This is a genomic window from Sphingobacterium sp. 1.A.4 (assembly GCF_002734245.1).
GTDB classification, from domain to species: domain Bacteria; phylum Bacteroidota; class Bacteroidia; order Sphingobacteriales; family Sphingobacteriaceae; genus Sphingobacterium; species Sphingobacterium tenebrionis.
In genome coordinates this window covers 17,287-32,985 of the sequence record NZ_PEAZ01000064.1, presented here as the reverse complement: position 1 = coordinate 32,985, position 15,699 = coordinate 17,287, and the positions used below count along the sequence as shown (strand labels likewise).

General features: G+C 41.3%; 14 protein-coding genes and 1 pseudogene. 9 read left to right on the top strand and 6 right to left on the bottom strand.

Annotated features, from left to right (window positions below; translation table 11 throughout):
- A pseudogene (locus tag CRJ00_RS11335) lies at positions 1 to 191 on the bottom strand (IS5/IS1182 family transposase); the annotation flags it as partial.
- A gap of 144 nt (positions 192 to 335) precedes the next feature.
- Entirely contained in the window at positions 336 to 686 is a 351-nt protein-coding gene (locus tag CRJ00_RS11330) for a hypothetical protein (protein WP_099366989.1), read from the bottom strand.
- Positions 687 to 816: 130 nt separating this feature from the next.
- Between CRJ00_RS11330 and CRJ00_RS11325 the strand changes: the two genes are divergently transcribed.
- Both CRJ00_RS11325 and CRJ00_RS11320 read left to right on the top strand, forming a co-directional pair.
- Positions 817 to 2,688, top strand: coding sequence for an ATP-binding protein (locus CRJ00_RS11325; RefSeq protein WP_099366988.1), 1,872 nt, complete (start codon positions 817 to 819; stop codon positions 2,686 to 2,688).
- Positions 2,689 to 2,706: 18 nt separating this feature from the next.
- The gene (locus CRJ00_RS11320) at positions 2,707 to 3,396 is read left to right on the top strand and encodes a response regulator transcription factor (RefSeq protein ID WP_180268482.1); all 690 of its coding nucleotides are present in this window, start codon (positions 2,707 to 2,709) and stop codon (positions 3,394 to 3,396) included.
- A 64-nt stretch (positions 3,397 to 3,460) separates the two neighbouring features.
- On the opposite strand, the gene CRJ00_RS11315 is transcribed toward CRJ00_RS11320, so the two are convergent.
- The 3 genes from CRJ00_RS11315 to floA form a co-directional block, all read right to left on the bottom strand.
- Positions 3,461 to 4,051 carry a Maf family protein gene (locus CRJ00_RS11315; protein WP_099366986.1) on the bottom strand — a complete coding sequence of 197 codons (591 nt, stop codon included), beginning with the start codon at positions 4,049 to 4,051 and terminating at the stop codon, positions 3,461 to 3,463.
- Positions 4,051 to 4,569: a KdsC family phosphatase gene (locus CRJ00_RS11310; RefSeq protein ID WP_099366985.1), complete on the bottom strand. Its 519-nt coding sequence runs from the start codon at positions 4,567 to 4,569 to the stop codon at positions 4,051 to 4,053. The genes CRJ00_RS11315 and CRJ00_RS11310 overlap by 1 nt, the downstream gene beginning before the upstream one ends.
- 306 nt (positions 4,570 to 4,875) lie before the next feature.
- Positions 4,876 to 5,853, bottom strand: a complete 978-nt coding sequence (floA, locus tag CRJ00_RS11305; RefSeq protein ID WP_099366984.1) for a flotillin-like protein FloA — start codon at positions 5,851 to 5,853, stop codon at positions 4,876 to 4,878.
- A gap of 165 nt (positions 5,854 to 6,018) precedes the next feature.
- On the opposite strand from floA, the gene CRJ00_RS11300 reads away from it, so the two are divergent.
- From CRJ00_RS11300 to CRJ00_RS11270, 7 genes are all read left to right on the top strand, one after another.
- Positions 6,019 to 9,462 carry a response regulator gene (locus tag CRJ00_RS11300; RefSeq protein ID WP_099366983.1) on the top strand — a complete coding sequence of 1,148 codons (3,444 nt, stop codon included), beginning with the start codon at positions 6,019 to 6,021 and terminating at the stop codon, positions 9,460 to 9,462.
- A complete protein-coding gene (locus tag CRJ00_RS11295; RefSeq protein WP_099366982.1) occupies positions 9,450 to 10,283 on the top strand; it encodes a CheR family methyltransferase in 834 nt (277 codons plus the stop codon). Before CRJ00_RS11300 ends, CRJ00_RS11295 begins: the two co-directional genes overlap by 13 nt.
- 1 nt (position 10,284) lies before the next feature.
- Entirely contained in the window at positions 10,285 to 10,857 is a 573-nt protein-coding gene (locus CRJ00_RS11290; RefSeq protein WP_099366981.1) for a chemotaxis protein CheB, read from the top strand.
- 4 nt (positions 10,858 to 10,861) lie between these two features.
- The gene (locus CRJ00_RS11285; RefSeq protein WP_099366980.1) at positions 10,862 to 12,484 is read left to right on the top strand and encodes a response regulator; all 1,623 of its coding nucleotides are present in this window, start codon (positions 10,862 to 10,864) and stop codon (positions 12,482 to 12,484) included.
- A 66-nt stretch (positions 12,485 to 12,550) separates the two neighbouring features.
- Positions 12,551 to 13,090, top strand: a complete 540-nt coding sequence (locus CRJ00_RS11280) for an azurin (protein ID WP_099366979.1) — start codon at positions 12,551 to 12,553, stop codon at positions 13,088 to 13,090.
- 159 nt (positions 13,091 to 13,249) lie between these two features.
- Positions 13,250 to 14,656, top strand: coding sequence for a dihydrolipoyl dehydrogenase (lpdA, locus tag CRJ00_RS11275; RefSeq protein ID WP_099366978.1), 1,407 nt, complete (start codon positions 13,250 to 13,252; stop codon positions 14,654 to 14,656).
- A gap of 238 nt (positions 14,657 to 14,894) precedes the next feature.
- Entirely contained in the window at positions 14,895 to 15,302 is a 408-nt protein-coding gene (locus tag CRJ00_RS11270) for an acyl-CoA thioesterase (RefSeq protein WP_099366977.1), read from the top strand.
- 6 nt (positions 15,303 to 15,308) lie between these two features.
- On the opposite strand, the gene CRJ00_RS11265 is transcribed toward CRJ00_RS11270, so the two are convergent.
- Positions 15,309 to 15,605, bottom strand: a complete 297-nt coding sequence (locus CRJ00_RS11265; protein WP_099366976.1) for a DUF3817 domain-containing protein — start codon at positions 15,603 to 15,605, stop codon at positions 15,309 to 15,311.
- Positions 15,606 to 15,699: the final 94 nt, after the last annotated feature.

Below are 15,699 nucleotides of genomic sequence, written 5' to 3'. Positions count from 1 at the left end.
TATTTGAACATCTTGATTGGACTTTCAGCGTTGCGTCCATTGGTCCGGCAATACTTCTCCAAAAGTTCGTCATGTATAAAACTGAAATCGATAAGATCGTTGATTTTGCGAAGTAGATTGTCTTTTGGGACAATGATATCGTACAATCCTGAATAGGAACTGAACTGTATTTTTTGTTGGGTAGAGAGCATCCTGATGTCCGTTAAAGCCTACTTTAAGATACGAAAAAAGGAGCAGAAAACTGTTGTTTTCTACTCCTTTTTTTGCCCAATCTAAAAGAGGACTTTTTCAGTGCCCTAGCTTATGCCCGGGCTTTTTATTTTCCTTAATTTCTATTATTTCTTGATCAAAGGTTTTAAGATGGTTCCTTTTTGGTTTTTCTCCTGTTTATTGTCCAGGATTTCGGTACCTGGCATAGCTACACTTGCCTTAGGGTCCAGGTATTTATGTAGAATCACCGAATCATCGTTTTGACGGTATGCATTCGGAATCCCATTAACTGCAAGTTTTTGTGGCTGTATCAAAAAATTCAAGTTTGAAAATTGATCTTTGCTCTTGGCGGTATCAGCATTTATGGAGTAACCTCCCTTTATCACTTTACCTTCCTGTTTATTTTCCTTATTTTGGGCATATAACGTACTGATGGAAAAAAGTAGCCCAAAAGTCAACAAAGCAAAATATTTCATAATCATTAGATTTATAATCTTTTAACAATGCTCTAAGCTAACAAGAATTCCACTATTTGCCTGACCTAATTGCTGTTAAATTGTGTTAAATGGATAAATAAGGTCATTTCCCTTATTACTTTTGTAACAAATGAAGAAAAGAAGTATTGCGTTAATAATTTGGTTGATGTCCATCGCCCTGATCGGGGTAATGGCGATGCAATATTATTTTATTCGCGAATCCTTCCGCCAGAAATCAAAGATTTTTGATGATGCTGTCAAAGCATCCCTGGCAGCAGTTGGAAATAAACTGGAGCAGAAAGAGATCTATGATTTTGCTCGGGAACAGGAAAGACAGAACCAGAAGCGTTTTCTGGAAAGCCAAAAGGAGCAGGAACAAAAGCAAAAGATCCTGACCGAGCAGGTGGCCATCCAGGAGAAGATCAAAATCCTTCAAGCCGAACTTTTCCGCTATGAACAGCGATTCAATGCCGACGAACGCCGCTTGAACATGTCCTTCATGAATGTTCCCATCAGCAATGAGTTTTTCGAGACCTACGTTCGTAAAAGTGAGAACAGAAAATTATTGACCATCTGGTTGGAGCCTATCCTACAACCCGATGGTACCATTCAGCCTTCCCCTCGGGTCGATGCCATAAAAGAATTGCCCAACAGCCCGGTTAGGGACGACAGTACTCGTTATATCCTACCTCATTTTGAGGTGAACCAACGGGTAGCGTCAAGTTTTCAATGGATAACCCTACAACCGCGGACCAACCGAAAATTGATCATGCAGATCATTGACCTGGAACAACAGATCGAGAAACTGAACATGACCAAGCTAGGTGAAGCCTCCAGTCTTTACGATTCTGTCGCGGTGTTAAGTGGCAAGAAAAGTTCCGTGGTCCAAGATGTGGCCATCGGTATTGAATTGGCCAAACGCCCGCTTGAAAAACGATTGAACAGGGTCTACGTCATGGAATTATTGGTGAGGGAACTAGAGGAAAGAGGAGTTACCGCATCCTTTGTCATGCAGGTACAGACTTCCAAGAATTCCCCATTGGTCTTCAGTGAGGTTTACCAGATCAATAATGAACCCATGGAATTTTCCGAGGACCATAAAGATTATGCGGTCAAATTATTCCAGGGCGATGAAGGAAAACCTCCCGGCGAACTCCGCATTTTCTTCCCGAACAAAAAAAGCATTATCACCAGCAATATGGGCTATTGGTTGTTTCCAATCCTGGCTTTATTAGCGCTGTTGATCGGGTGTTTTGCCTATACCTTGATGATTATCTTCCGTCAGAAAAAAATGTCGGAGATGAAAACGGATTTCATCAATAACATGACCCATGAGTTCAAGACGCCAGTCGCTACCATCATGATCGCAAGTGAATCCCTGCGTGACCCTGAGATTTCCGCCGATGGAAAACGGGTCAATAAACTCGCTAACATCATCTACGATGAGAATGTACGATTGGGATCACATATTGAAAGGGTATTGAACATCGCGCGATTGGAAAAAGAAAATTTGAAGATTGAACGGGTCAATGTACAGATCAACACCTTGGCCAGCGCCGTATTGGAAAGTATGAAACTCCAATTGGAAAAAGCCAACGGGAATCTGACGGTTCAGTTGGATGCTGCAGAAGATGTGGTGATCGGTGATGAACTACACTTATCGAATGTCATGTACAACCTGGTAGACAATGCCATTAAATATAGTAAAGACAGTCCGGACATAACTTTTAAAACTTACAACAAAGGAAAGAACATCATTATTTCCGTAAGCGACAAAGGTATTGGGATGACAAAAGACCAAGCAGAGAAGATTTTTGACCAGTTTTACCGCATTCCAACTGGTAATATCCATAATGTGAAAGGGTTTGGGCTAGGTTTGAGTTATGTTAATGACATCGTCAAACGCCTAAATGGAAGAATCGCAGTTAAGAGTGAAAAAGATAAAGGCACACAATTTGAAGTAACCCTTCCTTTGAAGAGTGCTTCACGCGAAGTGGCTTAACATAATAGCTTGAAATTTATGAACCAAAAAATATTATTAGCAGAAGACGACCCAAATTTGGGGGAACTCTTGAAAGATTATTTAGAATTGAAAGGCAAGTTCGAAGTCGTATTATGTGTTGATGGTCAAGAGGCCATGGATGCATTCCGAAAGGACGAGTTCGACCTTTGCATCCTCGATGTGATGATGCCTAAAAAAGATGGCTTCTCCCTTGGAAAGGACATCCGAAAGATTGATCAAACTGTTCCCATCATTTATGCCACAGCAAAAGGGATGATGGAAGATAAAACCCAGGCATTCGAGCTTGGAGGTGATGATTACATCACCAAACCTTTTCGTGTCGAAGAACTATTATTAAGGATCAATGCGTTATTGAAACGCGCATCCAAGGATAAGGAAGAAGAGGTTTCCGACAAGTTTGAGATCGGCGATTATTTCTTTGATTATACGAGTCAGATCATTTCCTACAAAGGTCAACAGCAGAAATTATCCACCAAAGAAGCTGAACTGCTTCGCTTGCTTTGCCTGAAGAAAAATGATGTACTGACCCGTGAGGAAGCCCTGATAAAAATATGGCACGATGATAATTACTTCACCGGAAGGAGTATGGATGTTTTCTTGAGTAAACTAAGAAAATACCTGAAAGAAGATCCGAATGTGGAGATCGTCAATGTGCATGGAAAAGGATATAAACTATTGGTCAGCTAAAACCAAAAAACCGCTAATTTCAAATGAGATTAGCGGTTTTTTTATTCTAATGCACTTATAATTATTAGAATATCTTCTTTAACTCTTCCTGTAATCTTGCCGTCGGAAGACCGATCACATTTTCATACGAACCTTCGATCTTTGCGATCCCTATCCTACCGATCCATTCTTGGATGCCATAGGAACCAGCCTTGTCTAAAGGCTTATATTTCTCTACATAATAGCTGATCTCCTCCTCACTTAAATCGGAAAACCAAACCTTGGTTTCTTCCACAAATGAATATTGATAATCCTTATAGGAAAGAGCTACTGCCGTATAGACATAATGCAGGTTATTGGCCAATTGCCTGATAACGGCTTTTGCTTCCTCTAGATCGCTTGGTTTTCCCAAGACCTTCCCATCGGAATCCAGCACAATCGTATCCGCGCAGATCAGCAACTTATCAAAATAGGAGTCGTCACTAAATGCTGCTAATTTTTCTTTGGCGATCAGCTTCACCACTTCCAAAGGGCTTAGATTCGGATCTACTGTTTCATCAGTCTCCCGAACTTCTATCTCAAAGTCCAAGTCCATACTCGCCAGCAACTCCTTCCGCCGTGGTGATTTTGATCCTAGCACGATGTCGACGGATCTTAATTTTTCCTGTAAAATCATCAGATACTTTTAATGGTCGTTTCCACACTCCATTTCCCTTGCAGTTTCATGGTTTTTTCCAGGATATCGCGAACAGCTCCCCTACCTCCGGCGAATGGTGACATATAATGGCAGATCTCTTTGATTTCCTCCACAGCATCTGAAGGACAACAGGCAAAACCTACCGCTTGCATGACCTCATAATCCGGAAGGTCATCACCCATATACAGGAGGTTTTCCTTTTCCAAGCTATATTTCCCCATTAATTCCTTCAATAGAGTCAATTTATCTGCTACCCCCATATGCACCTCGTTTATTCCCAGTCCTTCCATTCGGGATTGAACCCCTTTGGAACGACCTCCTGAAATAACCCAGATGGGAAGACCCCGTTTGATGGCCAATTGCATAGCATAACCATCCTTTACATAAAAAGTCCGTAATTGATGCCCTTCTTCAGAGACCTGGAGAGATCCATCAGTCATTACTCCATCCACATCGAGTACAACTGCTTTAATTGATAATAGCTTTTGGAAGATCATAACATTTCTTTGCCCCAAATTTAAGCAATCTTTTTGGCAGCAAAGTGCAGGAAATTAATCTAAAAAAGACATTGTTTTATCAGTTACAACACATAAATCAGAGAATTGTCAGATTATAGTTGCAACTGCAACTTTTTATGGCAATTCTCTTGATTTTATAATTTTCTGATGTACCTTTGTACTATAATTCAACGCATAAGAAAGGATAAAAAATCCAATGCAGCGAATTTTTAACATTGTCTTTTCATAATTTAGGTTTATAATTGGTTAGTATCAAACCCTGGCGCCCATCGTCAGGGTTTTTTCTTATTTCTTTTCCGGACCGTTAGGCTTTGAAATAGATGTTCTCATATCGGTATCCGCTTGGATATTCTGCATTTTATAATAATCCATAATACCCAGATTACCATTTCTAAATGCTTCCGCCATGGCCATAGGCACTTGTGACTCTGCTTCGATAACCTTGGCTTTTGCTTCTTGAGCCTTCGCGCGCATTTCCTGTTCCGTAGCCACAGCCATTGCCCTACGTTCTTCTGCCCTTGCATTGGCTACTTTCAGATCCGCTTCGGCCTGATCCGTCTGCAATTTCGCCCCTACGTTTTCACCAATATCGATATCCGCAATATCAATCGATAAGATTTCAAAGGCGGTACCTGAATCCAGTCCTTTAGACAATACTGTTTTTGAAATGCGGTCTGGATTTTCCAACACTTCTTTATGGTTCAAGGAAGAACCAATGGTCGTTACGATCCCTTCTCCAACCCGAGCTAAAATGGTTTCCTCACCTGCACCACCAACCAATTGGTTAATGTTTGCACGTACGGTAACCCTGGCTTTAGCGATCAACTGAATACCATCCTTCGCCACAGCAGCTACCGGAGGCGTATTGATGACTTGGGGGTTTACAGACAACTGGACCGCATCAAATACGTCACGACCCGCTAAATCAATCGCGGTCGCTAATTTAAAATCCAAAGGAATATTTGCTTTATCCGCTGAAATCAAGGCCTTGATCACTTTATTGACATTTCCACCCGCAAGGTAATGGGTTTCTATCTCATTGGAGGAGATCTTCAAGCCGGCTTTTGTCGAAGTAATCATCGCATTGGTCACCAATGCCGGGCTTACTTTCCGTAGACGCATCAGCACCAGATTCAACAGACTAATTTTTACATTTGATAATTGTGCGGTAAACCACAAATTTAGGGGTAGCAGATAGAGTAAAACAAAAAATCCGATTACCGAACCTACAATAATTAAAACTAATTGTACAGGAGCTTCCATTTATATAAGATTAATAATTTCCAACGGTACTAAAGATAATAAAAAAGAGGAGAATATTTTTCGTTCAAAAGGCTTATTATTAATTTTTTAACCCATTAAAGTAAAAGTTTAAACAAAAATGTAGACTTTTGCAAGTGAACAAAACAGCATATCCCCTATTAGAACATGAACAAACTCAGCTTCTTAAGATGGCAATTTATTGCTAGTATTATTATAGCATATGTCATAATCATCTTCTCTTTTTGGTATTTTCTGGCAAGCCAGAGCAGATACAGCGATACGGTAAATAACTATATGGCCTTGTCCCAAGAGAAGTTCAATGCCATCCAGGATTGGGAAGTCAATATCCAGAAATTCTCAAAATATAAAAACCTTGAAAAAAACACCGATCCTCTTGTTGAGGATCAATTGAGGAATGCCATTCAAAAAAGCCTATTGGTTTTGGATACACCGAACGAATTGATAGATCGAAAATTGGATGCCACACAGGATGCTCGAGCCTTATCGCAAGAGCTTTTTGCCCTCAATAACATTAATGCTTCGAACATCCAGGCCGATATGCTATTGAAAATTGCCGATCAGCAGGCAAGGATTGTAGAAACAAGCAATAAATTGACCAATGAGATCATCGAGTTTCGGAAAGAAAAAATCAAGAAACGTAATGATGAATTGACTACCTCCAGGTATATCACCATCATTCTGGGTCTATTTTCGTTGATCGTGGTGCTTTTTGTGGTGGTACAAACCATGCGTATCTTAGCTCACCTGCGAAAAACGGGTAATAAGGAAAGGGAACTGAACCAGAACCTGTTAAAAACAGCCGAACAATTGGAAGACGTGAACTGGGTACTTCAGAATTCTTCCAAAATCCATAACCAGATCAATGGCCTCCCAAGTGAAAAAGCCATTGCCCAAACCGCCCTCAACGGTATGTCGGAAGTCCTTGATTTCTTTGCAGCCGCGTTCTATGTCCGGAAAACTGATTCCTATGAGTTTATCTTAAAAAGCTCGATCGGTTTACATAACAAGGAAACCATTCAAAACTTTATCCTGGATGAGGGCATCCTGGGCGCAGTGGCAGCCAACAAGAAACATCAGATCATCCCGGTTCAAGATATCTCTAAAACCAATATCCAAACTGGGACCATCAAGAACATGGATGCAGATGCTATCTTGTTTCCTATCGTATATGAGGATTATTGTATAGGTATTATAGAAATTATAGGCTCTTTCCCTAAAAACAGAGTGGAGAGCATCCTTAATTACCTGACCCGTACGTCAAGATCCATCGGTTCTGCCCTTCAATCACGCCAGAACCATGCCTTAGTCGAAGAGCTGCTTTCGGAAACCCAAAGACAGACCGAAGAACTGGAGGCACAGCAAGAAGAACTCCGTATTACCAATGAAGAGCTGGTCTATAAAACCAATCTTTTAGAAGCCTCGGAAGAGGAACTCCGCGTACAGCAGGAAGAACTTTCCCAAGCGAACAAGGAACTAAATGTTAAAGCCGCAGAATTGGAAAGAAGGAACCTGGAGTTGAATGAAGCTCACAATATTGTGGAACAGAAGATCGTGGAAGTGGAATTGGCCAGTAAGTACAAATCTGAATTCATGGCCAACATGAGCCACGAACTGCGGACACCTTTGAACAGTATACTCATCCTGGCGAAACTCCTTCAGGATAATAAACTAGAAAACTTGAATACCGAACAGGTGAAATATGCCTCGGTGATCCATAATGCCGGCTCTGATCTTCTACAGCTGATCAATGAATTGCTTGACCTGGCGAAGATAGAATCCGGTAAAGTGGAGATGCAGAAAGATCTGATCCGCATCCAGGATTTCAGCAGCAATATGGAATCCCTGTTCAAGGAATTGGCAAAAGAAAAATCCATCAACTTCCAGATAGACATTGAACAAGCACCTAAACAGTTTGTTACCGATGAATACAGATTGGAACAGGTCCTTAAAAATTTCCTTTCTAATGCTTTCAAATTCACGGAAAAATCAGGAAGCATTACCCTAAAAATCTTCCAACAAAGTGGAAACGTCCAGTTCGCTGTAAAGGATTCCGGTATAGGTATATCACCAGAAAAACAATCCCTCATATTTGAAGCTTTCCGACAAGAGGACGGCTCCACCAGTAGAAAATATGGAGGAACCGGTCTTGGCCTGTCCATTTCCAGAGAAATCTCTTCCCTACTTAATGGGAGGATCACTCTCGAGAGTGAGATTGGACATGGTAGTACCTTTAGTCTGATCATCCCTTACATACCGGAGATCAATAAAGAAGAAATGCCTGCTCCTACAAAAGAAGACAGCAAAGAAAGCTCTAGCCAGGAAACAAAAGCAACAGCGAAGCAAGAGAATATTCGCCAAGGATCGGAGGATGCAAAGATGGAACTTCCAAAAAACCGTCAAACAAAGAGCATCCTGATCATTGAGGATGACATCAATTTTGCGGATATATTAAAAAGCTTTTCAGAAGAATATGGCTTCGACACCTTGAATGCGTATGACGGTGTTGCCGGAATTCAAATGGCCAAGCAGAAACAGCCTGATGCCATCATTTTGGATGTCATGTTACCTTTGGCAGATGGATGGGAAGTACTAAAAACCTTGAAGAACGATAAAACCACCAAGCATATCCCGATCCACATGATGTCGGCAGCGAATTTCGATAAGAAAGACTTCCTGGAATCTGGAGCCATTGGGTTTATGCCAAAACCGGTGAACGAGGAAAGTATAGCCTTGGCATTTGAAACCATCCATCTAAATATCAATAAGGAACTTAAAAAGATCCTGTTGATCGAAGACCAGGAATTCCAGAGCGACCTGATCAAAAAGGCATTTGCTGAACAAAACATCAATGTGATCCAAGCCTTTACGATCGAATCCGGCATGAAAAAACTGGAAGAGGAAGAGAACCTGGATTGCATCATCTTGGATGTTAAACTACCAGATGGTAGTGGTCTGGAAATGCTGGATCGAATCAAATCAAATCCGAAGTACGAGAAATTACCGGTGATCATCAATACGGCATACGACCTGAGTGCAGAACAAACGGAGAAGATCCTTAGGCATACCCAATCGATGGTGTTGAAATCCAGTAAATCAAACAATAGATTGATTGATGAGGTTAACCTGTTTCTGAATAAACTATCGACACCAGCCTACAATCCGATTAAGAACCCCGAAAAACTGGTATCATCAGAATCTTATGGAACAAGTGTATTGGAAAACAAGACGGTTCTCATTGCGGATGATGATATGCGGAATGTTTTCGCTTTGACCTCTTCGCTACAACAGTACAAGATGAAGATTGAAATAGCGAACAACGGCCTGGAGGCCGTGCAGGCGGTAGAGAATCCAGATAAGCAGATTGATATTGTCCTGATGGACATTATGATGCCGGAAATGGACGGTTATGAGGCCATTCAGGAAATAAGAAAAAATAAAAAACACAATAATTTACCCATTATTGCAGTTACTGCTAAAGCGATGAAAGGTGATCGAGAAAAATCGATTGAATTGGGGGCGAATGATTATGTGAGTAAACCGATCGATTTGGATCGTTTGGTATCATTGATGCAAGTATGGCTGAGTTAAGGAACTCTTATGACATCAGTTTTCCGGAGATTGAGGAGCTGATTTTCTTATTGAAAAATGTATCCGATTTCGATCTGTCGGGATACACCCGTTCTTCCCTCAAAAGGAGGATACAACGGATCATGAACCTGGAAGCCCTGGATTTTGTGGACCTCAAAAATGCGGTCATCAACATTCCCGGGTTTCAACAATTCTTCATCCAGGAAGTCACGGTCAATGTGACGGAAATGTTCCGAGACCCTGGCTTCTTCAACAGATTAGCCTCAGAGATCCTGCCCTACCTGCAGACATTTCCGCGTATCAAAATCTGGAGCGCTGGCTGTTCAACCGGAGAGGAAGTCTACTCCTTGGCCATCTTATTAAAAGAAAACAACCTTTATGATCGCTCGTTCATTTATGGAACAGACATCAATAGCAAGGTATTGGACGTCGCCAAAAAAGGCATTTACCCCTTGAAGAAATTCAAGGAATATTCGGACAATTTCAATGCGTATAACTCGAAAGAAAGCCTTTCCAATTATTATACCGCACGCTACGATGCCGCGATCATCAACCATGACCTTCGCAAGAACATCCTTTTCTCAACCCATAACCTGGCAAGTGATCAGGTGTTCAATGAATTTCAACTGATCACCTGCAGGAACGTGTTGATCTATTTTGATCTGAAACTCCAGGAAAAAGTGATCAACCTGTTCTACGAATCATTGGCTTTATTTGGCTTCCTGTGTCTCGGCACCAAGGAAACCATCCTTCGCCATCCGGTGATGGAGAATTTTAAAGTGGTCGACAAGGAATTTAACATTTATCAAAAGATCAAGTAAGATGGAATCATTCGCCAATCATATCATTGTCATTGGGGGATCCGCAGGAGCCTATGAGCTGATCGTGGACATACTTGACCATCTTCCAGCCACGTTTGCCGCGGCCATTGTCATCGTGTTGCATAGAAATTCCAAATACGAAACAAAGATCGAATCGAGCTTGTCCAAGCGATTGAACAGGGAGGTGATTTCGATAAAAGATAAATATCCGATACTGGCAAACTGCATTTATTTTGCACCCCCAGGTTATCATACCCTGGTAGAACCGGATCATTATTTTTCATTGGATGTTTCGGAACCTGTGCAGTTCTCCAGGCCTTCCATTGATGTTTTCTTTGAATCCGTAGCAGAGGTCTATGGACCAAAGGCCATTGGATTTTTGTTGTCCGGGGCTAACAATGACGGCGCAAATGGATTCAAGGCTTTGCTGGATGCCGGAGCAACCTGTTATGTCCAGGACCCTTCAGAGGCAGTCATAGACACCATGCCCAAAGGTGGCATCGCCAGTTCCGAAAATGTAAAAGTATTATCAAACGAAGAAATAGTAAACTATTTTAATTCAATTTCATCATAAAGACATGAAACCAATCAACATTTTGATATTAGACGATAAAGAAGAAAATATCATTAGCTTACATGCGTTATTGCAGGATGTTGAACATGTAAATATCATCAGTTCCACCGACCCCAACGAGGCGCTCAAAATCTGTTGGAAGGATGATATTTCCATTGCACTAGTGGATGTTCAGATGCCTGAGATCAATGGTTTTGAATTTGTCTCCTTATTGAAATCGAACCCCAAGACGAGCCATATTATGGCCATCATGGTCACAGCGATTTCCAAGGAGGATAAATACCTGCTGAAAGGATTGGAAAGTGGCGCGGTAGATTACCTCTACAAGCCTTTGAATCCGGAAATAACCATTGCAAAAGTAAAATCCTTTGTTCAACAGATCCTGATCCAACAGGAACTGAAACTGAAGAACAAAGAATTGGAAGAGTCCAGGATTGAATTGCTGAAAACAAAAGAAGAAGCGGTTCAGGCAAGAAAATCAAAGGAGATCTTTTTGGCCAATATGAGTCATGAAATCCGAACGCCCATCAATGGCATCATGGGGATCATGCACATGTTCAAGAGTTCGGAATTAACGGCTGAACAACGCGATTGGTTGAAAAGGTTGGACAATGCCTCCCAATCGCTCCTACTCATCATCAACGATATCTTAGACCTTTCCAAGATCGATTCCGGCATGCTGAAGATTGAATTCGAAGATTTCAGTCTAACCAAGATGATCGAGGATATAGATCGCATTTTCAAGATCAAGGCGAACCATAAACACCTGGATTTTTCTATTGTTGCCGATGAAAAAATACCCCAATTCATTCGCTATGACTCTTTACGATTGCAACAGATCATCAGCAATTTTATTTCGAACAGTCTGAAGTTTACGGAAAAAGGAAAGATCGAATTGAGGGTTCAAGTTCAAGAGCAGAAAAACCAGAACTACCGATTACGGTTTACCGTAGCAGATACCGGAATCGGTATCAAAGAGGATTCGGTCGATAAGATCTTTATGGCCTTCGAGCAGGCAGACGATGGAATCACCAAAAAATTCGGTGGGACTGGTTTAGGCTTGGCGATTGTAAAACGCTTGGCAAACCTGCTGAACGGAAACATAGGCGCAAGCAGTGTTTATGGTGAAGGCTCGGAATTTCATTTCGAAGGCTGGTTTGAAGCTTCCAACCATAAAATTGAAGATAGTAGCAAGGATGTTCCTACTTATAACAGTTTTCCGAAATTCGACAACCTGAAGGTATTGGTGGCGGAAGATAATGAGCTGAACAGTTTTATGTTGGCGCATATGCTGAGGAGCTGGAACTGTGAGGTGGATATCGTGAAAAACGGACAATTGGCCGTTGAAAAAGTGGAACAACAGCATTTTGACCTGATTCTTATGGATACGCACATGCCGATCATGAGCGGCTTTGAGGCGATCAAAGAAATCAAGAACCACCGCATCCCTGAGAAACACGGAATCTCGATCATTACGATCTCCGCTTCCGTACTCGAACATGAACAGGCAGCCGCTTTCAGGGCCGGTGCTGATGGCGTGATCGGCAAACCTTTTGACCCCATTGAGTTGTATCAAAAAATTATCGCCGTGACCACCAAAAATAAAAACATGAATATGACACCCTAAAAAGGGTTTAGCTCTTTAAAATGAATTATTAATAGTAAATTCGTATAAAATATATAACAATTAGCTATGAAGAAATTATTTTTTGTTCCTGCTTTAGCGTTAGCGATGGGATTGGCATCATGTGCTGGGAACAGTGAGAAAAAAGAAGACAACACAGCTTCAACCGAAACCTCAACTACAACTGAAGCTACTCCTGCAGAAACTACCGTTCCTGGAATTGAAAACGTAACACTTTCCAATCAATGGACCGTAGAAGGTAATGACCAAATGCAATTCAATATCAATTTGATTCGTGTTAAAGCTGGTGAGCCAGTAGAATTGACCTTGAAAAATGTAGGTTCTCAACCAAAAGAGGCTATGGGCCATAACTTGGTGATCTTGAAACCAGGCGTAGATGTAACTACTTTCGGAGGCGAAGCTTCACAGGCTGCGGATAGTGAATATATCCCTAAATCTGCGTTATCTTCCATCGTGGCACACACGAAATTATTAGGACCAGGCGAACAAGATAAAATCACCGTTACCCTTGAGAAAGGTGTATACGATTATATCTGTAGTTTCCCAGGCCACTTCGGTATCATGAAAGGTAAAATCGTAGCGGAATAATCGCAGAACCTTTTCAAAAAAAACAAGCAGAAGGGAGTCTTTGATAAAAAGGCTCCCTTCTTGTATTATATGCATACGTTTGAGCTTCAATTTATTAAAATTGCTTCGCTTAATAGACATTTAAATATTAAATTTGCAGGATAATCAAACACATATTCTATGCAATACGACGTAATCGTAATCGGTAGTGGTCCTGGTGGTTATGTTGCCGCTATCCGTTGTGCACAATTAGGCTTAAAAACAGCCGTAATTGAAAAATACAGCACTTTTGGTGGTACTTGTCTAAATGTTGGCTGTATTCCTTCGAAAGCCTTGTTAGACTCTTCAGAACATTATCACAATGCCGCTCATAATTTTGAACAACATGGTATCAGCTTGAGCAACCTGAAGTTGGATATCAAAAAAATGATCGATCGTAAGAACGATGTTATTGCTCAAAATACTGCAGGTATTACCTACCTATTCAAGAAAAACAAAATCGACAGCTTCCAAGGTGTGGGATCATTTGTTGACAAGAACACGATCAAAATCACGAAAGAAGATGGTTCAACCGAAGAAATAAAAGGAAAGAACATCATTATTGCAACAGGTTCTAAACCTACGGCATTACCTTTCCTTCCTGTTGACAAAAAACGTATCATCACGTCTACAGAAGCCTTGAACCTTACCGAAGTTCCTAAAAACCTGATCGTGATCGGTGGTGGAGTAATCGGTTTGGAATTAGGTTCGGTATATGCCCGTTTAGGTTCAAAAGTAACTGTTGTGGAATATGCAAAATCGATCATCGCTACGATGGATGCTGGTTTAGGAAAAGAACTTCAACGTGTATTGAAGAAAAACCTAGGCATGGAATTCCTATTGGGACATAAAGTTTCTGGCGCTAGCGTTAAAGGTAAAAAAGTAACGGTTACTGCTGAAGATGCCAAAGGACAGAACGTAGTGATCGAAGGTGATTACTGTATCGTTGCGGTTGGTAGAACAGCTTACACGGCTGGTCTAGGATTGGAAAACATCGGCATCACTCCGGAAGAACGCGGAAACAAAATCCCGGTTAATGAGCATTTGGAAACTTCAGTGGAAGGTGTTTATGCGATCGGTGATGTGGTTAAAGGAGCTATGCTGGCTCATAAGGCAGAAGATGAAGGTATCTATGTGGCTGAACGCATCGTTGGTCAGAAACCACATATCGATTATAACCTGATCCCAGGTGTTGTTTACACATGGCCTGAGGTAGCATCTGTTGGTAAAACCGAAGAGCAATTAAAAGAAGAAGGTAAAAAATACAAAGCAGGAAGCTTCTCTTTCAAAGCTTCTGGACGTGCGAAAGCTTCTGGTGATACCGATGGTTTCATCAAAGTTTTGGCTGATGCGGATACTGATGAGGTATTAGGTGTTCACATGATCGGCCCTCGTGCGGCAGATATGATCGCTGAAGCAGTCGTAGCAATGGAGTACCGTGCATCTGCAGAAGATATCGGTAGAATCTGTCATGCCCACCCTACTTTTACAGAGGCCTTGAAAGAAGCCGCATTAGCAGCTACTTCCAACAGAGCGATCCACGCTTAAGCAGTTAAGATTCAAAATTTATAACATTTATATTGCCCCCAAAGGTTATGCTTTTGGGGGCTTTTTTTACCTATTTGGTTCGGAGTGAAAGTAGAGTGTAAGTGAGGTGTAAGTGAGGTGTAAGTGCCTTTATGAACTTAAATATTACTTTCAGTATGCTAAAACCGTAGATTTATCTCGAATCAAGTGTTTAAGAAAGAATATGTATATTAACCTGTAAATTTAAGACCAGTCAAACATGAACTTTTATACCAGAAAATGGGTCAAACCAGAAGACTTAAACCCCAATGGATCCTTATTTGGAGGGACATTATTAAGATGGATCGATGAGGAGGCGGTGATCTACGCCATTGTACAATTGGGCAACCCCCATGTGGTCACGAAATACATTTCGGAGATCAATTTTGAGAGTGCTGCCAAACAGGGCGATATCATCGAATTGGGTATCGAAGCGACCAATTTCGGACGGACCTCATTGACCATGCGCTGTGTGGTAAGAAATAAAATAAGTAGGATGACCATTCTTTCCATCGATAGGCTCGTATTTGTGAACCTGGATAAAGACGGCAATCCTACTCCGCATGGAAAAACAGAAATCACGTATGCCTATATGGGCATTGAAAGTGATGAAAAGAAAAGGGATTAGAAAATCTTAAGCAGCCTTCTGAACCGCAATTTCTTTTTTAAGATCCTTTTCTACCCAGAAGGAGATGATCGGAATCAAACTCAGGACAAAATACTTCACGACACGTGAAAATTTCCAATTGTAGGTCTGCCAACAGGCCAGCAATAGGATCACGAATAGGACCACTAGAAAACCGTGGATAGAACCTGCGACACGAACCGCTTCGGGGATTCCGGCAAAATACTTCAGGGGCATCGCAACAAAGAAAAGGATAATGGTAGAGATTGCTTCCCAAAGAGCAACCTGTTGAAAGATACGTAACATATAAATTTCTATTAGTCAGCGCAAAGAAAGGCAAAAGGAGATTCTAAACGAAATCCTAGGGAAAGGATTGACTGCGAAATGACATATAAATAAA